Annotated in this window: 14 protein-coding genes; all 14 read left to right on the plus strand. The window is 38.0% G+C overall.

Annotated elements, in window-relative coordinates:
• Positions 1-4: 4 nt before the first annotated feature.
• The 14 genes from P176_RS0114155 to P176_RS20080 all read left to right on the plus strand — a co-directional run bounded on the left by P176_RS0114155 (position 5) and on the right by P176_RS20080 (position 25,297).
• Positions 5-2,227, plus strand: a complete 2,223-nt coding sequence (locus P176_RS0114155) for a glycoside hydrolase family 3 N-terminal domain-containing protein (RefSeq protein WP_026755317.1) — start codon at positions 5-7, stop codon at positions 2,225-2,227.
• Between the two features lie 27 nt (positions 2,228-2,254).
• A complete protein-coding gene (locus P176_RS0114160) occupies positions 2,255-4,090 on the plus strand; it encodes a T9SS type A sorting domain-containing protein (RefSeq protein ID WP_037348954.1) in 1,836 nt (611 codons plus the stop codon).
• An 11-nt stretch (positions 4,091-4,101) separates the two neighbouring features.
• Positions 4,102-5,031, plus strand: a complete 930-nt coding sequence (locus tag P176_RS0114165) for a T9SS type A sorting domain-containing protein (protein WP_026755319.1) — start codon at positions 4,102-4,104, stop codon at positions 5,029-5,031.
• 19 nt (positions 5,032-5,050) lie between these two features.
• Positions 5,051-7,678, plus strand: coding sequence for a glycoside hydrolase family 2 (locus tag P176_RS0114170; protein ID WP_026755320.1), 2,628 nt, complete (start codon positions 5,051-5,053; stop codon positions 7,676-7,678).
• Positions 7,675-8,565 (plus strand): alpha/beta hydrolase, encoded by an 891-nt coding sequence (locus P176_RS0114175; RefSeq protein ID WP_026755321.1) that lies wholly within the window; start codon positions 7,675-7,677, stop codon positions 8,563-8,565. The genes P176_RS0114170 and P176_RS0114175 overlap by 4 nt, the downstream gene beginning before the upstream one ends.
• 10 nt (positions 8,566-8,575) lie before the next feature.
• Positions 8,576-10,243, plus strand: coding sequence for a sulfatase (locus tag P176_RS0114180; protein ID WP_026755322.1), 1,668 nt, complete (start codon positions 8,576-8,578; stop codon positions 10,241-10,243).
• Between the two features lie 14 nt (positions 10,244-10,257).
• A complete protein-coding gene (locus tag P176_RS0114185; RefSeq protein WP_081820725.1) occupies positions 10,258-12,126 on the plus strand; it encodes a family 43 glycosylhydrolase in 1,869 nt (622 codons plus the stop codon).
• A 10-nt stretch (positions 12,127-12,136) separates the two neighbouring features.
• Positions 12,137-12,967: an endonuclease/exonuclease/phosphatase family protein gene (locus P176_RS0114190; protein ID WP_026755324.1), complete on the plus strand. Its 831-nt coding sequence runs from the start codon at positions 12,137-12,139 to the stop codon at positions 12,965-12,967.
• 104 nt (positions 12,968-13,071) lie between these two features.
• Positions 13,072-14,724, plus strand: a complete 1,653-nt coding sequence (locus P176_RS0114195; RefSeq protein ID WP_026755325.1) for a solute:sodium symporter family transporter — start codon at positions 13,072-13,074, stop codon at positions 14,722-14,724.
• Complete coding sequence (locus tag P176_RS0114200; protein ID WP_037348956.1) at positions 14,721-17,528, plus strand: triple tyrosine motif-containing protein; 2,808 nt, start codon at positions 14,721-14,723, stop codon at positions 17,526-17,528. Before P176_RS0114195 ends, P176_RS0114200 begins: the two co-directional genes overlap by 4 nt.
• A gap of 345 nt (positions 17,529-17,873) precedes the next feature.
• Positions 17,874-21,059: a glycoside hydrolase family 2 TIM barrel-domain containing protein gene (locus P176_RS0114205; RefSeq protein ID WP_231481260.1), complete on the plus strand. Its 3,186-nt coding sequence runs from the start codon at positions 17,874-17,876 to the stop codon at positions 21,057-21,059.
• 10 nt (positions 21,060-21,069) lie between these two features.
• Entirely contained in the window at positions 21,070-22,485 is a 1,416-nt protein-coding gene (locus tag P176_RS0114210) for a carbohydrate binding domain-containing protein (RefSeq protein WP_051605511.1), read from the plus strand.
• Positions 22,486-22,518: 33 nt separating this feature from the next.
• Positions 22,519-23,361, plus strand: coding sequence for a family 16 glycosylhydrolase (locus P176_RS0114215; protein WP_026755329.1), 843 nt, complete (start codon positions 22,519-22,521; stop codon positions 23,359-23,361).
• Positions 23,362-23,455: 94 nt separating this feature from the next.
• Complete coding sequence (locus tag P176_RS20080; RefSeq protein ID WP_197022172.1) at positions 23,456-25,297, plus strand: PKD domain-containing protein; 1,842 nt, start codon at positions 23,456-23,458, stop codon at positions 25,295-25,297.
• Positions 25,298-25,325 lie beyond the last annotated feature (28 nt).

Here is a 25,325-nt window from a genome sequence, read left to right on the forward strand (position 1 = left end):
AAAAATGACGTTTAAAATTCCCTCTTTATGTGCAGCCCTAATCATGGTCATTACTCATGTTCATGGTCAAAATTACGAAGCACAAGTTGATGCGCTCATGCAGCGCATGACTTTAGAGGAGCGTATTGGTCAAACCGTGATGTATGGCGGTGGCTGGGATAAAACGGGGCCAACCATCAATACTGAATTTGAGAAGCATATTGCCGATGGAAATACTGGGGCAATGCTTAACGTCTATACTGCAAAAGGCACTAGAGCCTTACAAAAGATAGCGGTTGAACAAACGCGATTGGGCATTCCATTATTATTTGGTTATGATGTTATTCACGGGCATCGTACCATTTTTCCTATCAATCTGGCGCTGTCCTGCAGTTGGGACTTAGGCATGGTTGAGCAAAGCTCGAGAATTGCTGCAGAAGAAGCGAGTGCCGAAGGACTTCATTGGACCTTTGCCCCAATGGTCGACGTGGCAAGAGACCCGAGATGGGGACGAATTTCTGAAGGTGCGGGAGAAGATGTTTTTTTGGGGAGTGCAATTGCTAAAGCTTATGTAAAAGGATTTCAAGGTAACGATTTGTCTGCCAATAATACAATTTTAGCCTGCGCGAAGCATTATGTTGCTTATGGCGCTGCGCAAGCTGGGCGCGATTATCACACGGTGAACATGAGTGAGAACGAATTGCGTAATGTCTATTTGCCGCCATTTAAAGCAACTATAGACGCTAATGTACAAACGTTTATGTCTGCTTTTAATGAACTTAATGGTGTGCCAACCTCGGGGAATAAATTTACCCTTCGTGATATTCTTAAAGACGAGTGGAAATTTAAGGGCTTTGTCGTATCTGATTATACATCCATCAATGAAATGATCATGCACGGTTTCGCCAAAGATTCGTTAGAATCTGCAAAAATTGGGATGAATGCTGGAGTAGATATGGATATGATGGGTGAGGTTTACCGAAAGTATCTCAAGCAACTCATTACTGAAGGTAAGGTAGATGAAGCAGCGGTTAACGATGCTTGCCGCCGCATTCTTTTAACTAAATTTAAACTCGGACTTTTTGATGATCCTTACCGTTATTCTGATGAGACACGCCAAAAAGAGACCATTTACAAACCTGAATTTTTAGAAACGGCAAGACATATTGCCGCAGCATCTTCAGTATTACTTAAAAATGATAATGAGGCCTTGCCCTTATCTAAGGATCAAACATTTGCTTTGATTGGACCATTAGCAAAAGATGAATATCACATTAATGGAAATTGGGGCGGAGCCGGAGATAGAGATGGCAAGTCAGTGAGTATTTATGAGGGACTTTTAGAGTACGTAAGTGATAAGGCTATTTTTTACTCTAAAGGCTGTGACATTGAATCTGAGGACCAAAGCGGTTTTAAGGCTGCTATAGAAACGGCAAAGAAGGCAGATGTTGTCCTGCTAGTAATGGGCGAAAGTTACCATATGAGTGGAGAAGCTGCATCTAGAACCAATTTGAAAATTCCTGGTGTTCAGCCAGAATTAATTCAGGCTATTAGAGAAGCGATCCCAAACAAAAAAATCATTTTGGTATTGATGAATGGCCGTCCGCTTAACATTTCCGAAGAAAAAGAGGAAGTTAATGCCATTTTAGAAGCTTGGTATCCTGGGACAATGGGCGGTTTGGCAGTGGCAGATTTACTGTTTGGGAAAGAAAACCCGTCCGCAAAGCTTACTGCGACCTTTCCTAGAAATGTGGGGCAAGTTCCTATCTATTACAACATGAAAAACACAGGACGCCCCATTCCAAAAAACAACCCTAAAGAAGACTATAAATCCAATTATATAGATAGCCCTAATACGCCATTGTATCCCTTTGGTTTTGGGTTGAGTTACACCACGTTTACCTATTCAGATTTTAAAATTTCTGCAAAAACAATTGGTTTTAATGAAACACTCAAAGTGTCTGCAACAATTTCTAATACTGGAAATTATGATGGTCAAGAAATCGTGCAGCTTTACCTTCATGATAAAGTAGGAAGTGTCACAAGACCTGTAAAAGAACTCAAAGGTTTTGAAAAGATCTTTCTAAAAAAAGGAGAGCGTAAAGTCGTGACATTCGAGATTTCTACGGAAGACTTAAAATTTTATAATGCTGAAATGCTCTACGGTGTTGAACCTGGAGAATTTGAAATAGCTATAGCACCAAGTTCAGATTTTGAGTTTGAACATATGTTTGAATTGAAAAAATAAATAGTAATCACTAAATCAGATAGACTTATGAAAAAAACTTTACTTGCATTCGCAATATTGATAACCTCCATCGGTTATGCTCAACAAAACGTTTTTATTGATTTTGGAGGCTCAGGTAATGCTTCAGAAGGCAATTGGAACAATGTGATCCCATCTGTTCAAAATGAAACAGGTCTTGCCACAAATCTTGTCAATTTTGAAGGCAATGATACAGGAGTTGTGCTCACAATTACTGATTCTTTTGATTTTGTTAACTCCAATGGAACTTCAAGTCCAAATCCGGCCTTACCTTTTGTTGCCTCTGCAACACAAGATAGTTTCTTTGGAGCTACAGATGATGGTTTTAATGGCAATATCAATGCTACAGGAGGTTTTACACTTACAGGTTTAGATGTAACAAAGTATTATTCTTTTTCTGTATTTAGCTCTAGAAGCGGCGTAAATGATAATAGAGAAACATTGTTTACAGTGACAGGGTCAACAACTGATTCGGAGGCTTTGGCGGTATCAAACAATACCTCAAATACAGCGGATTTGTTAAACATCCAGCCTAATGGTAGTGGTAGCATTTCGTTTCAAGCAGAACCTGGACCAAACAATAATAATGGATTTGGATTTTACTATTTAGGTGCTGTTCAATTGATCATAAGTGATGATCCAATTTCTACAACAGCACCAGATCCAGAATTGACCCTAAATTATCCAAATGGAGGACATATTTGGGAAGTTAATAAAACGGTGCGTGTGAAGTGGCAGAGCATCGCTATTGACGATATGTTGATAGAATTTTCTTCAAACAACGGATCAACTTGGTCAACTATTGCAACCGCACCAGCATCGGTTCAATATTATGATATGACGGTTCCTGATGTAGTCTCTACCAATTGTTTGGTAAGAATATCTGGAGAAGGTCTAAGTGACACGAGTGAGGCTACTTTTGAGACCATCCTAAATGAGGGCGTTGTTTACCGAATTGTGGTCTTAGGATCATCTACAGCTGCTGGTACTGGGCCTTCAGATCAGAATGATGCTTGGGTACCTAAGTACAATAAGTATCTCACCGAAATGGATACACGTTACGAATTGATCAATTTAGCCTTAGGTGGCTTTGCTACTTATAATATTTTACCAACTGGTACTACAATTCCTGCTGGTGTCAATAGAACCATTGATACACAGCGAAATATTACAAAGGCCTTAGAATTAGATCCCACAGGTATCATTATTAACATGCCTTCAAATGATGCTAATAGTGGTTATCCCGTTGTAGACCAATTGAATAATTACAGTTTGATAAGTGCAGCTGCAGCTGCCGATGATGTATTACTATGGGTAACAACACCACAGCCTAGGGATTTTGGTTCAAACACGACCAAAGTCAATATTCAGTTGGATATGATTACAGAGACCTATAATGTGTTCGGAGAGAAAGCGATAGATTTCTGGACAGGTTTTCCGGTAGCAGACAATAATGACATTTTACCACAATATGATTCTGGAGATGGTATTCACATGAATGCCGCAGCTCATCAAATTCTTTATGAACGTGTTATAGGAGAAGCTATAGAAACCAGTGTTAAAGATGCTGTAGATGCTTTAAGCGTTGGTGATTATGCGTATCAAGATATTTCTCTATATCCTAATCCAGTAAAAACGGTTTTGACTATTAAATTCATCCAAAATGTTTCGCAATCGGTTAGTATCAATGTAACAGACATGATGGGTAAGGTGGTCTCTAAGGGGACTTACCAAATTCAAAATAATGAAATTATATGGTCAAGGGATACTTTAGAAACAGGTGTCTATTTAATGACAGTAACCAACCAGAACCAATCAAGTACACATAGAATATTAATCCATTAAACTTTATAATCATGAAAAAAATTACACAACTATTATTTTTAACTGCTATTGCATTTAGCGGATTTTCACAGGAGACTACTTACATAGATTTCGGTGTAAATGATCAAGAAACAGCAGGGAACTGGAATAATGTTTCAATTGAAAACGCGGCTAGTACGGCTGGATTAACTACAGTTCTCATTAATTCTGAAGGAACTAGCACAGGAGTAACTTTTACAATCAATGATCAATTTAATACAGTTAATACTGCCGGCACGCAAACTCCAGACGCTGCTTTACCTTTTCCTGACACTTCAACAAGAGATAGCTTTTTTGGGTCAACTACATTATTTCAGGGTTTGACAGAACCATCAGGAGGTTTTATTTTGACAGATTTAGATCCAACAAAATTTTACTCTTTTATTGTTTTTGCATCTAGAAATAATGTATCTGATAATCGTGAGACACTTTACACAGTGACTGGATCTACGACATCAGCCCAAGCTCTAAATACCTCAAATAATGTCGCAGATACAGCTGATATTCTTAATATTCAACCAAATGCATCGGGAGAAATTACTTTTGTGGCAGAGCCTGGACCAAATAATGACAACGGCTCTGGTTTTTACTATTTGGGGGCAATAGAGATGATTACTTCAGATACCGCTTTGTCTATAAATAATTTCAATTTTAATTTTAATAACAGTCTTAGTGTATCTCCAAATCCAGTTAAAGATGTCTGTAATATTAAATTCAATCTGCAAAAGAAAGCCTCATTGAATGTTAGTGTTTATGATATTAATGGTCGTTTGGTTTCTACTTTAATGAATGAAGAAGCTTCAGCTGGCGATGTTAACCTATCGTGGGACATATCAGCCGAAAATGATTTGGCAGCAGGACTGTACATTTTGAAAATTAAGGCTAATGACCAAGTATCTACATCAAAATTATTAGTTAAGTAAACCATAGATTACAATTACAATGGCACAGATAGCACATCTTCAAAGGCTTTGGTTTTTATGGGTGTTGTCTGTGCTTTTTATTATACCTGTTTTTGGACAAAACATAGATTTAAACACTGGCTGGCAATTTAGGCTAGATAAAAACACAGATTGGGACACTGTAAATATCCCACATACTTGGAATGCAGAAGATGCTTTTGATGACGAGAAAGGATATTTCCGGGGCAAAGGCACTTATAAGAAACAGATCTTTATTTCGACAGAGCAACAAGATCAAATACATTACCTCCATTTCAATGGTGTAAATCAAGAAACCGACGTTTTTGTGAATGGTAAAAAGGTAGGGAGCCACCGCGGTGGTTATACGGCCTTTAATTTTAATATCACATCATTTTTAAAGTATGATGACTATAATCTTATAGAGGTTATGGTAGATAACTCCCATAACGAGGATATTCCACCCTTGGATGCCGATTTCACATTTTGGGGCGGTATTTATCGAGACGTTCAACTCATTTCAAAAGCGCAGCAACACTTTTCACTTTCCGATGTTGCTTCGGAAGGATTCTACATCAACTATCCGCAGGTTTCCGAAAAAAAAGCGAGTTTAGACATCAAAATCTTAGTGGATAATTTTTCTGAAAACGAAATTAAAAACAACTTGGTTTTAACCTTGACCGATGCAGAAGGTCAGTTGATTGCAACTAAAAATAAAACGCTAAAATTTGACAATCTGCGGCCTAAGGAAATCAGTATTCAATTTTCAGACCTAAAAAACCCCAAACTTTGGTCTCCAGAGCGGCCATATTTATATCATTTAGAACTGAAGCTTTTGGATAATGAAGGGCGTCTTCTAGACAAAAAACACCACTCAGTTGGTTTTAGGTGGGTGAGCGTTAATGCTGATCACGGACTTCTCCTTAACGGAAAACCTTACAAAATGATTGGTGTTAATAGACATCAAGATTTTGAGGGATACGGCAATGCCGTGCCGATGGCTTTACAAGAAAAAGACATTTACTTAATCAAGGAAATGGGCGCTAACGTCATTCGTTTTGCGCACTATCCCCATTCTAGAGAACTTTACAAACTCTGCGATGAGCTTGGTATTTTGGTGTGGACCGAAATTCCCATTGTTAATAAAGTGACCAATACGATAGCATTTTTTGAAACGGCTTTAAAAATGCAGGAAGAGCACATCAAACAATACTATAATCATCCGTCGGTAATAATGTTCGGCTACATGAATGAGATCTTTTTACGTTTAGCATTTGATAAAAAAGAAACAGAACAAGAGCGTGAGCTGCGAAAAACCTTCACCTACGATTTAGCCAAGCAATTGGAGGACTTAACTAGACAAGAGGCTCCTAATCGGGTTACTGTAATGGCTTTGCATTTCAATGAACTTTATAACGAAACCGAAATCGCCGATCTAGCGATGCTCGTAGGGTGGAATTTATATTTCGGTTGGTATAATGGAGAAATTGACGACTTAGGTAAGTTTTTAGACGAGCAGCATCAGCGTTACCCAAATAGGCCCATCATGATTTCAGAATATGGTCCTGGCGCAGATGTTCGCATTTCGGCAGATCCGCCGATAAAGTATGATTATTCGCAAGCGTATCAATTAAAGCTTCATAAACGCTATTATGAGCAAGTGATGGAACGCGATTTTGTTGCAGGTATGACGGCTTGGAATTTTGCCGATTTTGGCTCTGAGTTTCGTGGAGAGGCCATTCCTCATGTAAACCAAAAAGGATTGGTGCTATATAATCGTGAGCCAAAGGATATTTACTATTGGTACCAGGTCATGTTAAATCAAAAGGAAGCTTTAGCGCATATTGCATTAACGTATCAAGACCAATTAACCTTAATAGACATCAACACCTACAAGGTCAATTTCTTTTCAAATCAAAAAACAGGCACTGCTTATTTAAACGGGAAAAAGTTAAAAGACTTAGAGTTCAACACGGGAGTTGCCGCTTTGGATGTTCCTTTTGTGGACGGAAACAATACACTTGAGCTTAAAACTAATGGGGCCTCAGTAGAAAAGCGACTTAGTGTCATAAAGATTAACAATTTAACAGATCGTGAGATTTCAAAACTGGCAATCAATATTGGAGCAACAATTCATTTTCAAGACACAAAAACCAATACCCAGTTTCTTAGAGATCGAGCATATTCCAAAGGCCTCTATGGTTATGTTGGTAACCTTGGGACTGATGAGGGGGATATTGAGAAGAAGTGGATTCCAAATAATATAAAAAACAGTGACTTAGAGCCAGTTTATCAAAACATGCTCATCGGCTGTGAGCGTTACAAGGTGGATTTGCCTAACGGAAATTATAAAGTCACGCTTTATTTCGTAGAGCCGAAATTGAAAAGTGATGTTGATCTGATTTATAATTTAAAATCAACAAGCGCTACACTTGAAGATTCAGTTCAAAAGCGTGTTTTTGATATATTAGTGAATGGCAATCTTATACGATCACATGTCAATCTTGCAAAAGAATATCCAGACAAGTACGGTGTCACCCAAACAACCGAAGTGGAAATAAACAACAACGAAGGCCTTACCATTTCTCTCAATCCCATTGAAGGGAAACCCGTAATAAGTGGCATTCTCATAGAAAATAGAAACCAATGACATTAAAAATAATTATTGCTCTGAGTCTCATGTCTTCAATCTTGTATGCTCAAGATATGAAAACATACACCTACGCCATCAAAGGATTAGACACCTTAAAGATGGATGTGTATACTCCAAAAAAAATAAAAAAGAACGACAGTTTACCTGTAATTTTATGGATGCATGGCGGTGGTTTTGCTGGAGGAAGTAGAGCCAATGGAGACGAGGTGAAACTAATGAAGTACGCATCAGAAAAAGGCTATATAGGCATTTCCATATCTTACCGATTATTAAGGAAAGGCACAGCAACTGGTTTTGGCTGTGACTGTCCTAAAAAAGACAAGTTGTACACCTTTGCAAACGCAGCCATTGATTATTTAGATGCTGCCAAATTTGTGTTTGAAAACAGTAATTTAATTCAGGCAGATACTACAAAAATTATTGCAGGCGGGAGCAGTGCGGGAGCAGAGGGCATGCTAAATGCAGTTTATATGAAAGAATACTTTATAGAAGATGTTAGTCGTTATAAAAATGTCAAATTTGCAGGTACAGTCGCTCTCGCTGGCGCTGTAGTGGATGCCAATTATATCAATAATTTAAACGCTATCCCTACCGTGTTATTCCATGGTACTGATGATAATCTCGTACCTTTTAGTGTGTCTCCGCATCATTTGTGTAGTCCCGAAAAACCCGGATACCTTATACTGCATGGCTCAGAGGCCATAGCCAATCAATTAAGTAAGCTGGAGACTGCTTTTTATTTTCACAAAGTGGTTGGTGGACGCCATGAGTTATCGTCCATTCCCTTCGATCAGTTGGAGGTGATCTTCACATTTATAGATAAAACGATGCTGAACTCCGAAATCATTCAAACTAAGAAAACGGTTTTTAAGACCAAACCATAGTCCCGTTATCATGAAAAAACACATCATTATACTTTATATTTTAATCGCTTTTTTTTCCTGTAAAGACGAAAAGAAAGTGGCTATGGTTGAAGCTCCTGTAAAACGCCCGAACATTATCTTTATAATGGCAGATGATCACGCGACACAGGCCATTAGCGCTTATGGTCATCCCATAAGCAAGTTGGCGCCAACGCCTAATATTGATCGTATTGCAGACGAAGGTGCCATTTTCAAAAACAACTTTTGTACCAACTCTATTTGTGGTCCCAGTCGTGCGGTAATCTTAACAGGTAAGCACAGCCATGTCAATGGTTTTAGAATGAATGGCAATCGTTTTGACGGGAGCCAACAAACCTTTCCTAAGTTGTTACAAGAAGCAGGTTACAGTACTGCTGTTTTAGGAAAATGGCATTTAGATGGTCTGCCTCAAGGCTTTGATTATTGGAACATTTTAACAGATCAAGGCAATTACTATAATCCAGACTTTATAAGCATTAAAGAAGGGAATACGGTTGCAGATACTACAAGAGTTGAGGGGTATGCTACCGACATCATTACCAAAGACGCATTAAGCTACCTGAATTCCGTAAAAGATAGTGAGCAACCTTTTATGTTGATGGTGCAGCAAAAAGCACCTCATCGCAACTGGATGCCGGCTTTACGGCATTTAAACAAGTATGATTCGGTTCAATTTCCCGTACCAGATACTTATTTTACGGACCATGAAGGCTCAACCGCATCTAAAGAGCAGTCCCAAACCATTTATGTGGATATGTATGAGGGACATGACCTAAAAATGACAACATCTAAAGGAAGTTCAGAATTAGCGCATAATCCATGGAAAACAGACTTTGAGCGTATGACACCTCAGCAAAGAGCCGCGTGGGATCAAGCCTATCAACCCAAAAATGATGCTTTTCACGAGATGAATTTAAAAGGGGAGGCCTTGGCCTTATGGAAATTGCAACGCTATTTGCAAGATTATATGGCCACTATCGCTGCTGTTGATGAGGGTGTAGGAGCCATATTAGATTATCTTGAGCAACACAACTTGGTTGATAATACTATTGTGATTTACACCACAGATCAAGGTTTTTATTTAGGTGAAAAGGGATGGTTTGACAAACGTTTTATGTACGAGCAATCTTTGGCGATGCCCATGCTTATGAAGTACCCCAAGGTTATAGAGCCAGGTACCGAAATTAACGCCTTGACCCAAAACTTGGATTTTGCAGAGACCTTTTTAGATTTTGCAGGTGTGGAGATTCCGAAAGATATGCAGGGAAAGTCTTTAAAACCCTTAGTCACTGATGAGGTAGATAGTGAAGACTTTAGAGATGCCATTTATTATCACTATTATGATTTTCCAGCTTTTCATATGGTCAAAAAGATGTATGGCGTTCGCACCGATCGTTATAAGCTGGTTCATGTTTATGATGATATTGACGAATGGGAACTTTACGATTTAAAAGAAGATCCCAAAGAGATTTACAATCTTATAGATAATGAAAGTTATGATAATATTGAAGCAGGTTTGAGATCGCGTTTGGCGGAACTACAAGGTACATACAATGTCACAGAACAGGAGTTTCAGCAAGCCAATCCAGAATCTATAAAAAGAGCATATAAAACCTTTAGCAAATTAAGGGGAAAACCCATTAAATCTTACGAACACTAAACTTAAGAATATATATGACGTCCAAAATCAAACGATCCATTATTGCACTGGCAGCTTTAGCACTGCTACAGTCTTGTAAGGACCAAGAAACCAAAGTAATGGAGGATACTTCAGAAGTTTCAGAAAAAAAGGACAATTCCGAAGTCAAAAAAAGAGACTATCAAACCTATTGTAACCCCATTGATATCGATTATTCTTATATGTCCCACTACAGGGCTAAGAACAAGGTGTCTTATCGTTCTGGGGCAGATCCTGCCGTCATTAATTTTAAGGGTAAGTACTTCATGTTTGTCACCCGTTCCCACGGGTATTGGATGAGTGATGATATGAGCAATTGGACCTTTATAAGGCCGCAAAGTTGGTACTTTACAGGGAGTAATGCTCCCGCAGCGGCAGTAAGAGATGGCAAGGTGATTGTGTATGGCGATCCTTCTGGGAGCGGACCAATTATTGAAACAGATAATCCCGAGTTAGGGGATTGGACCACGAATTTCGCCGTGTTAAATATGCCAAATGGTATTCAAGATCCTGACCTTTTTGTAGATGACGACGGAAAAGTTTACCTCTATGAAGAATCGTCCAATAAATGGCCAATTCGGGTTGTAGAGTTAGATCCAGAAAACTATTATGTGCCGCTTGGTGAAGAAAAAGACCTATTCAATTTAGAGCCTGAAAAGCATGGTTGGGAACGTTTTGGTCAAGATCATAATTCAGATATCGATCCTTACATCGAGGGACCTTGGATGGTAAAACATGGTGATACCTATTACTTAGAATATGGTGCTCCAGGAACCCAGTGGAATGTCTACGCAGACGGCGTTTACACGAGTAAAAGTCCGTTAGGGCCATTTGAGTATGCACCGTACAATCCAATTTCATATAAACCTGGCGGATTCCTCAAAGGGTCTGGTCACGGCAGTACAGTTAAAGATAATAATGGCAACTATTGGCATTTTTCTACCATGGCCATTTCTGTAAATTATAAGTTTGAAAGACGCTTGGGCATGTACCCTGCAGGATTTGAAGATAATGGACAAATGTACGTGAATACGGCCTATGGTGATTATCCGCATTATCTGCCAGATACAGAGGTAGACGCGCATAAAAAACGCTTTACAGGGTGGATGTTACTATCTTATAATAAACCTGTAACCACCAATTCGCCGTTAGTCACTAAAGAAATCAATGTTGTTGATGAAAGCAATAGCGGGTATATGTTAGGGCAAATTAGGGAGTTTGACATTGCGAAAATTAATGATGAGGAAATCCGTTCGTATTGGGTTTCTGAAGCTAATAATGATAGTATTTACGTGCAGATGGATTTGGAAAAACCAATGAACCTTAATGCGATTCAAATTAATTTTCAGGATTTTAATAGCGATATCTACGGAAGACCAGATGATTTAAGACAGCAATTTGTAATAGAGAGCTCTATGGATGGAACATCATGGGACGTGATTGCCGACTATTCAGAAAATAAAAGAGACATGCCTCACGGCTATATAGAATTTAAAAAACCCATTGAGGCGAGATATGTGAGGTATAATCACGTGTATTGTACAAATAACTATCTATCCATTTCTGAGTTTAGAGTGTTTGGTAAAGGGCAAGAGGCCAAACCAAAAACACCAGCTAATTTTAAGGTGGCGAGATATGCAGATAGAAGAAATACCGATTTAACTTGGGATAAAGTAGAAGGCGCTACAGGTTATGTGATTTATTGGGGGATTTCTAAAGATAAGCTCAACTTATCAGCCCTTATGTACGATAAGCCTAACTATGCATTAAGAGCTTTAAATACAGATCAAGGCTATTATTATCAAGTTGAAGCGTTTAACGAAAATGGAATTTCAGAAAAGAGCGAGATTCTATTTACAGAATAAATTAATTACTATGAATAAATTAGCAATAGTTGCCTTAATGTTTGTGTCTTTGGTATCCGGTCAAAACATTTCTGTGATGACTTACAACATTAAATTAGATTATCCTAAGGAGGGTAAAAACAGCTGGAATAACCGTCAGGATTTTATGATGAACCAGATCAAATTTCATGCTCCTGATATCATGGGCGTGCAAGAAGCCCTGCCAAATCAAATGAAAGACATAGATCGTTTGCTTCCAAAATACAGTTTTATTGGTGTTGGTCGAGATGATGGTGATGATGAAGGCGAATATTCCGCGATTTTTTATAATACGGAAACCTCTGAAGTTCTTGAAAATGGTACTTTTTGGTTGTCTGAAACACCAAGTACGGTTGGAATGGGTTGGGATGCCGTTTGCAATAGAGTATGTACTTACGGTCTTTTTAAAAACAATGTGACCAATCAGAAATTTTGGGTATTCAATACGCATTTTGATCATGTTGGAGAAGTTGCTAGAATGGAGAGCGTTCATTTGATACTTCGGAAAATTAAAGAGTTGAATGTCGAGAACCTTCCGGTAGTGCTAACAGGAGATTTCAATCTCGAGCCAAATACCAAAAATATTGCCCTTATAACAGAAGAACTGGACGACTCCAAAGCGGTTTCTGATTTAAGTTTTGGACCAGAAGGCACTTGGAATGGCTTCAATTTTGATCAGTCCGTTACCAGACGGATTGATTATGTCTTTGTGTCAAAGTCGAAAATTTCCGTAGAAAAATATGCGGTTTTAAGTGACTCTTGGGATTTAAAATATCCTTCAGACCACTTGCCAGTATATGTTGAGTTTAAAATAAACAATTAAAAGATAGGAGTTTATTCCCAACACATTTATTAACTAGAAAAAAACGCTAAAATTCTTATTGATTTACTTTATTTTAGGCGTAGATTTTAAAAATCTCATAAATTATGATAGGTATTATTTCCTTTGTAGGCTTTACACTTCTAGTAGCAATCATATCTTATTTTGCTACACGAACCACCGATGAAACGTCCTCAGACGGCTATTTTTTGGGCGGAAGAAGCCTAACGGCAGGAGTAATTGCCGGTTCGCTCTTGCTTACCAATTTGTCTACAGAACAAATTGTTGGTCTTAACGGAAGTGCTTACAGGGACGGATTATCAGTTATGGCATGGGAAACATTGGCCGCAATTGCCATTGTGGTTACCGCCGTATTTCTGTTGCCGAGATATCTAAAGGGAGGATTAACAACAGTGCCGCAATTCTTGGCAAAACGATTTGATACCACTACAAAAACCATAACCTCAGGTTTGTTCTTAACGGGCTACGTGGTGGTTTTGCTTCCTGTTATTCTGTACTCAGGATCTGTTGCCATAAGCGGAATGTTTGATGTGCCTACTCTATTAGGGGTCTCTAATACCACAGCCTTGGTGATTTGTATTTGGGGAATTGGTATTATTGGATCTATCTATGCCGTTTTTGGCGGATTAAAAGCAGTTGCAGTATCAGATTCTATAAATGCTATAGGATTATTAATTGGAGGGGTATTGATCCCAGTATTTGGTTTAATGGCTATTGGTGATGGTAATGCGCTTGACGGACTAAGTATCTTGTATGAGGCCAATCCAGAACGCTTTGATTCTACAGGAGAAAGCTGGCAAGAAGTGCCTTTCGCGACTATTTTTACGGGTATGATGTTGGTGCAGTTATTTTATTGGGGAACCAACCAACAGATCATACAGCGCGCTTTGGGTGCTAAAAGTTTGGCCGAAGGACAAAAAGGATTGTTGTTGGCGTCATTTTTAAAAATATTAGGACCGGTAATTTTAGTTTTGCCAGGTATAATTGCTTACCATTATTTTAATAATGAATTGGTTTCTAGTGATTTGGCTTATCCTGAGTTGGTGCGTGCCGTTTTGCCTAAGCCGCTCGTTGGTTTCTTTGCAGCCGTGCTATTCGGGGCGATTCTTAGTTCATTCAATAGTGTTTTGAACAGTTCCGTGACCTTATTTGGGATTGACATCTACAAACAACACATCAATAAAGAAGCACCAGAAAAGGTCATCGTTAAGTATGGTAAAATATTTGGAGTTTGTTTGGCCATTGCAGCCATGTTTATTGCGCCACTGATAGCAAATGCGGGAAGTTTATTTAACTATTTACAGCAGATCAATGGTATTTACAGTATTCCTATTTTCACCATTATTGTTGTGGGCTATACCACTAAGAGAGTCCCTGCTATTGCTGCAAAAATAGGGATTATCTCAGGTTCTATCTTATACATTATAAGTCAATTTTGGATTGGTCCAAGTCGAGTTGCAGCAGCACTTGAAGAAGCTAAGGCAGCAGGGATCACAGACCCGCAGGCCTTAAGAATTATTGAGGCAGATGCTTATCCGCACTTTTTACATATCATGGCCATACTATTTGTGGCAAATATTATTATCATGTTGATTATTGGTAAGTTTTATCCTAGAAAAGAACCTTTTGTACTCGAGTTTACAAAGCAAGTGGATATTACACCATGGAAACACACCAAGGTTGTTGGATTGATTATTTGTATTATTGTAATAGCAATTTATATTTATTTCGCTAATTGAAATTAAAACTTAGGATTTTATCCAGCATATGTTTACTTATTTCCTGTCTCATCTGGGCACAGGAGCTCCCTCCTATTGCTTCATATTCTACTGAGGATTATAGAGGAGAAAATCAAAATTGGGCGATTTCACAAGCGCCCAATAAATTTATTTATGTTGCTAATAATAAAGGCCTACTTGAATTTAATGGCGCTAATTGGCAATTGTACCCCTCTCCAAACGAAACCATTCTTAGATCGGTTCACGTGGTGGGTGATAAGATTTACACAGGGTGTTACATGGAGTTTGGTTACTGGCAACATGATAACTACAACAAACTACATTACACTTCCTTATCTAAGGATATTACAGAAAGCTTGATTACCGATGAGCAGTTTTGGAATATCATATCCTTTAATGAGTGGGTGTTATTTCAGTCTTTCAATAGAATTTACATCTACAATTCAAGAGATCAACAGTTCTCAACAATTGATTCTAAAACAATGTTGACCAAAATGATAGAGGTGGATGGCGTTGTTTATTTTCAGAAGCTAAATGATGGGATCTATCAAATTGTCAATGGTAAAGAACGATTGTTAACCGATGATCCTGTTTTAAGCCGTAATACACTAGTTAATATTTTTAAGAAGGATCAAGGCCTTTTGATTGAAACTCAAGATCAAGGGTTCTTCACATATGTAGAAGGTGAAACTTCAAAATGGGATATTCCCGCTAATAAAAAATTAAATACGGTAAGTGTATATAATAGTATAAAACTGCAAGATCAACGCTTAGCACTTGGTACCATATCTAATGGCGTGATTGTTTTAACTGAAACAGGCAGCATAGATTATACCATAAACCAATCTACTGGATTGAGTAATAATACTGTGTTGTCCCTTTTTGAAGACGTTGAACAGAATATTTGGTTGGGATTAGACAATGGTATTAATTGTTTAAATACAAACTCGCCATTTAGAATTTTTCAAGATGATAACGGATCCCTCGGTACGGTTTACGCTGCCATTGTTCATGACGGGCTGTTATATCTTGGTACCAATCAAGGGTTGTTCTATAGAACTTTTGAATCAAATGATGACTTTGCTTTGGTAGACGGAACCCGAGGTCAGGTTTGGACTTTGAAAACTTATGATAATCAATTATTTATAGGTCACAATCTTGGGACTTTTGTACTGAAGAATAAGGAACTAGAGCAAATCAGTTTTGATCAAGGTACTTGGGACATTCAAGAAATTGAAGGTCAGCCAAATCTTTTGTTGCAAGGGAACTACTATGGTTTAAGTGTTTTGGAAAGAAATAATAATAAATGGACTTTACGTAACAAGGTAGACGGTTTTAATATTTCATCTAAGTATTTTGGCATTTCAAAAGAAGCCCGTGTTTTTGTAAATCATGAATATAAGGGGGTTTATAAACTGCAATTAAATCAGGCGCTTACAAAGGTATTGGAAGTTGAAAGGGATACCTCACTAGGTAAGGGCTTGAACTCATCGCTTTTAAAATATGGAGCAGATATCATTTATGCCTATAAACAAGGTGTTTTTAAGTATGATGTTTCCGAAGATCGATTTAAGAAAGATTCCATTCTGAGTCAATTTTATGATAGTAAGAGCTATCTGTCAGGGAAATTAATTAAAGATTCATTAAAGCATTGGCTCTGGGGATTTACCGAGAATGATGTGTCTTATGTGTCACAAGGTCAAATGACCATTACGCCAAAAGTGACTCATATTCCGTTTCCCAATTCAGTAAGAAAGATGATGATCGGTTATGAAAACATCTTGAACCTTGGAGGGGAGCGCTATTTGCTAGGAACCTCTACCGGGTATATTATCATGGACCTTAATAAGGTACAGACTAATGATTATGAAGTTTCCATAAATACCATAGAAAATTATTCGCTTCATTCTAATCGGCGAACTATCAGTAAGAATGAATCTGTTGAATTAGAGAACGGCTATAATAATATAAAGTTTTCATACAGTGTGCCTGAGTATAAAAAGTTTGTTCAAACAAAGTATAAATATAAACTTGATGGTATCTACAATGAATGGAGCAATTGGTCAACACAGTCCAATACTTTATTTGAAAATTTACCTTCTGGTGCGTACGATTTTCAAGTACGTTCTAAAGTTGGAAATACAGAGTCCAAGAACATCGCATCCTTTACATTTAATATCCAGAAACCTTGGTATGCCACCAATCTTGCCATAGCAATGTACTTGCTTATTGTGGTGTTGTTTTCAGTTTTTATGCATAATGTCTATAAAAGCTATTATAAAAAACAGAAAGAAAAATTAATTTTAGCGAATAAACGAGACCTAGAGTTAAAGGAACTTGAGACAGAGCAACAATTGATGCAGTTAAAAAATGAGAGTCTGCAACAAGATATCGAGAATAAAAATAGGGAATTAGCGATCTCTACAATGAGCTTAATTAAGAAAAACGAATTTTTGAATAGTATCAAAGATGAGCTGAAATCTTCGGAAACAGAAAAAGGCTTAAAGTCTGTTGTCAAAATTATTGATAAGAATATCAACAATACCGATGATTGGAAATTCTTTCAAGAGGCCTTCAATAACGCCGATAAGGACTTTCTGAAAAAGGTGAAATCTATACATCCTAAATTGACGCCTAACGATCTGAAGTTATGTGCCTATTTACGCTTAAACCTTACTTCAAAAGAAATTGCCCCACTTCTCAATATCTCTCCTAGAAGTGTAGAGGTGAAACGGTATCGATTGCGTAAAAAAATGAATTTACCGCATGAAGCGAGTCTTACCAACTATATTTTAGAGATGTAAATACCATACAATTCCTTTTTAGTCCTATACATTACCCATACAAAATAGCTTAAATCCTCTATTACAACGTTTTCGTTCAATAATTTTTAATTGCTAACAGCGCCGTAAAACCTGATAATAATTATCGATTTCCTAATTTTTAAACGGTTTTATTGAGATGTATGCTATTTGTTGGGGTGAAATTTATTATATTGAAATAGATTTCGCCTAGATTTATCATTCCCAAATTATACCTACAAGTTACAGCTTGATCCTTTTAATCAGATTCACCATAGATTTTGATAAAGAGAAGCATATCAATCGAGTTAGCAATCAGTTTTCAATTAATGTTAAATTTTTATTTGAATGAATAGAATAATAAAAAAGCAAGGCTTCCTTTTCATGTTCTTGTTGTTTTCTGCAATGTCTTTTTCCCAAAACGAAAAGGTTTATGTGAGAAATGACCAAGATGGAATGACTTTAATGGTCAATGGAGAAGCGTTTATGGTCAATGGTATGAACTGGGATTATATTCCAATTGGTACCAATACAGTGGACGCCAATTTTTGGAAAAAATCTGATGATATTATTAAGGCGGGCCTAGATTCTGAAATGTCTTTGCTTAAGAATATGGGGGTTAATGTCATTAGACAGTACACGGGTGTGCCTGCAAGATGGATTGAGTACATCTACAAAAATTATGGCATCTACACCATGTTAAATCATCCGTTTGGAAGATACGGACTTACTCTAGACGGTGTTTGGACGCCTGTTACCATTTATGATGATGCCGCAACCCAAGAACATTTAATGGATGAAGTCAACAATTTGGTTAATGAATATAAAGATACGCCAGGATTGTTGTTGTATTTATTGGGAAATGAAAATAACTACGGACTTTTTTGGCAAGGGGCAGAAACCGAAGATTTCCCAGATGATGAGGAAGAAAAGAAATTTATTGGTGAAAAGCGCGGGCGTCCCATGTATCGTTTAATGAATGATGCAGCAAAAGCAATGAAAGCTATAGACGGTTCGCATCCTGTAGCCATTTGTAACGGCGATGTTCTTTTTATAGATATTGTAGCAGAAGAGTGTAAAGACGTAGATATCTACGGAACCAATACGTATCGAGGTGTCTCATTTACAGACATGTTTGATGTGGTAAAAGAAAAATTAGATATGCCGGTCTTGTTTACAGAGTTTGGTGCAGATGCTTTTAATGCTAAGGAAAATAGAGAAGATCAGAAAGCACAAGCGTATTACATGGTAGAAAACTGGAAAGAAATTTACCAAAATGCTTCAGGATTAGGAAAAACAGGAGTATCCATCGGTGGCTTTACATTTCAATTTAGCGATGGCTGGTGGAAATATGGTTTTGACGACAGGGAAAATGCAGATATTCATGATAATAATGCATCCTGGGCAAACGGAGGTTATCTTAAAGACTATGTCCCAGGACGTAACAACATGAATGAGGAGTGGTTTGGGATTTGTGCCAAAGGCCCAACGAACGAGCGTGGTCTTTATGAGCTCTATCCACGTGCTGCTTATTATGCTTTAAAAGAAGCCCATCAGCTTAATCCTTACGATACGGATATGACAGGGGATTTTGTTACTAATTATTTCAATAATATTCAATTGGTCGATGCGGTTTTGAGAGCTAGAGGAGATAAAGCGGCCTTAGGCGGTAATGACCAAAAAATAAGATTAAGTCAATTGACAGCAAAATTCACAACGTTCAATACGGGAGGAAGCCTCATTACAACCCCAGAAACTCCAGAACCCGATGGTAATGTATTTCCTAACCAGTTGGGTTTTGATCATATGCAATCTTACTTTATTGGTGTAGAAGGAAACCCCGCTCCCAATGTAAGGGCAGAAGTTAATTTTAACGTAGTTGGAAATGTAGCTCAAAACCCAATAGATGAAATTTTCTACGAAAATAGATCAAGACCATTAACTGTTAATTCAGATGACGGTGACGTTGTTTTGGGAGATGTCAATAAGGTAAACCTCTATCAAGCGGAATTTGAATGGAATGCAAAGGATTTTGACCTTCGTGGATTTTATAGAACAAGTCATTACCATTGGCAATATGAAGGGGATTTTTTCGGTCTTTATCCAGAGGCTAATTATGGTCCTAATCTAGACATATACGGAGGAGAAATTCTAGGTATAGAGATGGATGGGAAAGGTGCTTTTGATGGTTTAAAGGCGGCCTTTGGTCCGCAATTATGGTGGGGTGCAAATCCAACCATGTTATTTAAATATCAAAAAAGTCTTGGTAATTATGATATTACAGGGATTTATCATAGGGACGTTGAGACGGAGCTGCGATTTGACGAAAGTGGTCGTCGTGTTCTAGATCAAAACCAGCTGCGAAGTGGTATCATTCCAGCGTATCCAACAGAGAGAGCAACCATTGCTGTAGAGCGTGAACTTGGTGATTTTGGAATAACTCTTGGCGGTATTTGGAGTGGAAGCCCATTAAACGGAAGTTCTTTTCAAGATGTTAAAGATGGGGTCGTTTATGTAGATAAAGTAGAAAGTAATGATAACTGGGGAGCAAAAGCTAAAGTTACCTATGAAGGTGGTCGATTTAATGCCTATGCCCAAGGTGCTGTTATGGGTTTAGTGGCAAATGGAGGAGCAGATGCCACCCAAACTTTCACCGGTTGGAAGTTAAAGGACTCTGGAAGTGGAAACCTCAATAATGTCTTAGCAGGATTTACGTATTCGTTTTCAAACTTTCAAATTGCTCCAAACTTTATGTGGCAAAAACCATTGGTTGATCCAATGCCAAATGGGGTCAATGCTCCGGGCAGATTGAGAAATGTTATTGATGATCCATTCGCCGTTAGAGGTGGTAATAGAGAAACCACTGCAGGAGAGATTCTTTTTACATATGATCCTACTCCTGGGACATGGATGTATCAATGGGATAATGACCGATCAGAAGATGCAGAGTTCGCCATGAATTTAGGTTTTGTTTTCCGTCATCTGCCAACCACGCAAGATGGTGCTATCGGTTTTCAGGCAGATCGTACGTTTTTTGCTTTTCCTAATTCTGCACCGGCAGAAGACCTTTGGGAAATTCATTCTAGAATGGTCTCTAAGCTCACTCCAGATTTAGGATTAATAGGTAATTTCTACTACGGAAATGGTCAGGCTAATGGAGATAGTCAACGATTAATAAAACGCTTTGGAGGAAACGTTAGAGCGATCTATAAGAAAATGAAAGTAGAAACTCATGTGAAAGTAAACGATTGGGGACCTTTTGATTACCATCGTGATTTCAACTTAACGTTTCCGCTTCAGCTCATGTTAGATTTTTCAACATCTTTAGGAAAGCCAGATTGGTTCGTTTTACCGAGTACCACGATTGGTATTAGAGGAACTTGGCGTTCATTAAATCAATTTTCTCCACGATACGCACCAAATGCTTTAGACCCCAACGGGTTTGATAATGTACCAATTGTTAGTCCTGTTGGTTTTCCTAACGGAGATGAGTGGGAAATAAGAACGTACGTGCATATCAATATTGGCAAATAATAAAAATATCATGAATAAAATAAAAAATATATTCTCAAAAAATAACTGGTCAATCTTATTTCTGTTTTTGATCATTACTGGCTGCGAAAGAGACTTAACCGATGAAGCCGTCTTTGCTGAATTTCCAAATAATGGAGATGTGTTTACAGATTCATTTTCAGCAGGATTAGATTATTTCCCATTTGTTGGGGAAGGTGCCGATCCAGAGGCTTTTACTGTTGTTACCGATGAGGTTTACGAAGGTGATGCCGCAATGCGTTTTGATGTGCCTTCGTTTGGTAACGGATTTGTTGGTGCAACTTTCAATACAACCGTCAAAAGAAACCTTTCGGGCTTTGATGCACTTACTTTTTATGCAAAAGCATCACAGGCTGCAACCATAAACGAGATAGGATTTGGTATTGATGGTGAGAATAGTGATAGATATCAAACTACTTTAAATAATGTGGCAATAAGTACAAGTTGGAAAAAATATATTATACCAATACCTGATCCCTCTAAGCTTATTAATGTCTCTGGCTTACTTTGGATTGCAGAGGGAGCAACAAACGCGGATGATGAGGGCGGATATGTATTTTGGCTAGATGAAGTAAAGTTTGAGAGATTAGGGACTTTAGCTCAGCCACAACCGAGAATATTTGGCGGTATTGATTTAGAGCAGCCAGGATTTTTGGGTATTTCTACTTCAGTTACTGGGCTCAGCCAAACTTATAATTCAGCTAGTGGAGAAAATATCACTGTGAGCACTCAACCCGTTTTTTTTAATTTTCAGTCTTCAAATACTGATGTTGCAATAGTTGATGAATCTGGTGTAATATCAATTATTGGTATAGGTTCAGCAACAATAACGGCAATGATTAATGGAGTGGAAGCTGAAGGTTCGATTCAGCTAAATGTGGAAGGCGGTTTTGATTTCGCTCCTATTCCTCCAAGTAGAAATCCAGAAGATGTTGTATCCGTCTTTAGCGACGCCTATAATAACGTGCCTGTGGATTATTATAATGGGTTTTTTAATGGAGACGGTCAAACTACAGAAGGAGGAGAACCGCCTTTAGATATTTCGGAAGATAATATCATCAATTATACATCTTTGAACTTTGTTGGTATAGGCACTTTTCTCAACGTGTCTCCAATTGATATTTCTGAAATGACACATTTGCATATAGATATTAAACCAAACGAAGCAGTACAAGGTGGAGACTTCATTTTGATAAGATTATTGAATGGCGTTCAAACTAATAATGAAACTTCAGGCTTCGTTCAATTTAACTCAGGTAATTTTGAACAAGATGTATGGCAAAGTTTTGATATTCCAATCGAAGATTTCAATCTTTCTGATACTTCTCAAATAGGACTTCTCTTTTTTGAATCGGGTGGAACATTACAAAATATTTTCGTTGATAATATTTATTATTACAGGGAATAATAACTGATTTTAAGCTATAAAAATTGATAATTTATGAAAGTTAGATATAACGATAAAATTAATCCTTTTGTTCTTTTTTGGATGTTTTCAATGTCCTTAATTATCGTGAGTTGCAATACAGATGACACACAGACGGTGACCACTTTTGATAATCTGGTCCTTGAGGATAATTTTGATATTGATGGCGCTCCAGATTCTAATCTATGGGCCTTTGATATTGGAACAGGAGAAGATCAAGGTTTGGACAGATGGGGCAATAATGAACTGCAATACTACACCGACAGAACTGAAAATGTAAAAGTTGAAAACGGATTTTTATTAATTACAGCTAGACAAGAAGCTTTTGAGAATTCATCTTACACATCAGCACGTTTGAAGACTAAGGGTAAATTTCAGCAAAAATATGGGCGTTTTGAAGCACGAATTCGATTGCCTTATGGGCAAGGCATGTGGCCAGCGTTTTGGATGTTGGGTGATGATAGCGATGGTGCAGAATGGCCGCAAATTGGAGAAATCGATATCATGGAAAATCGTGGGCAAGAACCAACCTTGATCACGGGAAGTGTTCATGGTCCAGGCTACTCGGCAGGTAATGCAGAATCAAAATCATACACGCTTAATGGCGACAGGTTTGATACGGGCTTTCATGTTTTTGGTATAGAGTGGGGACCAGATTACATCAACTACTATGTTGATGATGTGCTTTACAATCAAATTACTCCAGAAGATGTTTCTGGAGAATGGGTCTTTAACGATCGCCCTTTCTATATGCTCCTCAATTTGGCTATAGGCGGTGATTTTGTTGGAAACCCAACCGATGATACAGAGTTTCCACAAACCATGCTCATTGATTATGTGCGTGTTTATCAAAAATAGCAAGATCAAAAAAACACCCCTTAAAAGGGAATCCTTAGATATTTGAACATTAGAGAGGATGGAATTAATAAGTTATAAATTAAAATATAAAAAAATGATTAAAGGAATTAGAATAATAGGTTTGCTAATCTTTGCATTGGCTTTTTGTGGGTGTGAGGATGATGACGCCTTGCTTCCTCAAATAGAAGCGGTATTTACGCACACTATAGATCAAGAGAGTGGTGTGGTAACATTTATCAATGCATCCAGTAATGCCGATACGTATTCTTGGGATTTTGGAGATGGTACAACGTCTTCTCAAATCAATCCCGTCAAAATGTATTCAACAGGGACTTATACCATAGTATTGACAGCAGAAAATGCTGCAGGAGCTTCAGATAGTTATGAAGATACGATCTCCATTCAAATTCCTGAGCCAATAACGTTGCCTATCACTTTTGATAATCCGCAGGTATCTTACAATGCCACGACTTTTGGAGGTGTTTCATTTAGTGTAGTTGAAAATCCAGATCTTTCTGGAGTTAATGATGTGGCATCAAACGTAGGTGAGATTGTTAACAGTGGCGCAGCCTTTGAAGGATTGTTTTTTGATTTAGATACCTCACTTAATTTGAGTGATGATAACTCAGTAAAAATGAAATTTTGGTCTCAGTCGCCAATAGATGTGCTTTTAAAACTTGAAGAAGGAACGGGTTCCGACGCAGAAACGACAGCCAGTCATGGTGGTACAGGTTGGGAAGAATTAATTTTTACCTATACTTCTTCATCTAGTTATTCAAGATTAACATTGTTTGTTGACGGTCCGGGAGCCACAGCAGGAACATTTTACTTAGATGATATTGAACAAGCTTTTGTTGTAGTTGGCCCTAATTGTGTGCCAGAAACCACACAATCACTTAACGCAGCAGATTTTAACCTTACGTTCCAGAATGATCCAACCGCAAGCATCGAATCTGATGGTGCAGGATTTGCCTGGATCGATAATCCCGATGTGGACAACTCAGTAAACAGCTCTTGTAAAGTAGGACAGATCGATAGAACTAGCGCCGCGATGTTTGCAAATAATCAAATTACACTAGATGCTAAATTGGATTTTAATGCAAATTCTGGCTTTAAAATGAAGGTTTGGGCTCCTCAAGGAGAAACAGAAGTTTTACTAAAATTAGAAGATCAAAATGCAGCAGGAACGTTTAAGGAAGTATTTGCTACAACATCGGCAGGAAGTGGAATGCAGTGGGAAGAATTAACCTTTAATTTTGTTCCAGAAGATTCTAATAAATATGACAAGATTGTATTGTTCTTTGAATTAGGCACTAGTACTCAAGAAACCTACTACATCGATGACCTCGCATTGTTTGGTGACGGCGGAGGTGGTGGCACTGGTGGAGGTGGCGGCGGATGTGACGGTGATGCCGTTGCTGCAACATCACTTCCAGTTACTTTTGAAGGCTGCGAGTCGTTTATAAGTACGTTTTCTAGTAGTGATGCAACACCGGTGACTACGAGCTTAGTAGATAACCCTTCACAATCGGGTATCAATACTTCAGATTACGTAATGCAAATTATCAAGCCTAGCGGTATCAATCGTTGGGGAGGTATCCAAAACTCTTTTCCAGCAGGTACAATAGATTTTACAACGCAAACCTTTAAGGTTAAGGTGTATTCTAGCATTCCAGATGTGACTTACAGGTTTGAAATAGCATTAGATCCACAGACTACTCCTGTAACAGGAAATCCAGCACCACAGTTTCGTCAAGTAACTGGAGGCGCTAATGAGTGGGTTGAACTAGAGTTTACTTTTATAAACCTGCCGCCATCTGGATCTCCTACGGTGTATAACCAACTTGTTATTAAGCCAGATAATCCAGATGGTACCGATGGCGATGTTACAACCGAGGAGCGCGTGTATTATATAGATGATTTAAGATTAGACTAACATATTACAAGTTCATTTATTCAAAAGG

It is taken from the genome of Sediminibacter sp. Hel_I_10, from assembly GCF_000688335.1.
Classification (GTDB): domain Bacteria; phylum Bacteroidota; class Bacteroidia; order Flavobacteriales; family Flavobacteriaceae; genus Psychroserpens.

Coding starts and splice junctions, on each gene's coding strand:
- P176_RS0114175 (WP_026755321.1), top strand. CDS start 7,675: ATGACATTAAAAATAATTATTGCTCTGAGTCTCATGTCTTCAATCTTG.
- P176_RS0114205 (WP_231481260.1), top strand. CDS start 17,874: ATGAATAGAATAATAAAAAAGCAAGGCTTCCTTTTCATGTTCTTGTTG.
- P176_RS0114165 (WP_026755319.1), top strand. CDS start 4,102: ATGAAAAAAATTACACAACTATTATTTTTAACTGCTATTGCATTTAGC.
- P176_RS0114155 (WP_026755317.1), top strand. CDS start 5: ATGACGTTTAAAATTCCCTCTTTATGTGCAGCCCTAATCATGGTCATT.
- P176_RS0114180 (WP_026755322.1), top strand. CDS start 8,576: ATGAAAAAACACATCATTATACTTTATATTTTAATCGCTTTTTTTTCC.
- P176_RS0114215 (WP_026755329.1), top strand. CDS start 22,519: ATGAAAGTTAGATATAACGATAAAATTAATCCTTTTGTTCTTTTTTGG.
- P176_RS0114190 (WP_026755324.1), top strand. CDS start 12,137: ATGAATAAATTAGCAATAGTTGCCTTAATGTTTGTGTCTTTGGTATCC.
- P176_RS0114195 (WP_026755325.1), top strand. CDS start 13,072: ATGATAGGTATTATTTCCTTTGTAGGCTTTACACTTCTAGTAGCAATC.
- P176_RS20080 (WP_197022172.1), top strand. CDS start 23,456: ATGATTAAAGGAATTAGAATAATAGGTTTGCTAATCTTTGCATTGGCT.
- P176_RS0114185 (WP_081820725.1), top strand. CDS start 10,258: ATGACGTCCAAAATCAAACGATCCATTATTGCACTGGCAGCTTTAGCA.
- P176_RS0114210 (WP_051605511.1), top strand. CDS start 21,070: ATGAATAAAATAAAAAATATATTCTCAAAAAATAACTGGTCAATCTTA.
- P176_RS0114170 (WP_026755320.1), top strand. CDS start 5,051: ATGGCACAGATAGCACATCTTCAAAGGCTTTGGTTTTTATGGGTGTTG.
- P176_RS0114160 (WP_037348954.1), top strand. CDS start 2,255: ATGAAAAAAACTTTACTTGCATTCGCAATATTGATAACCTCCATCGGT.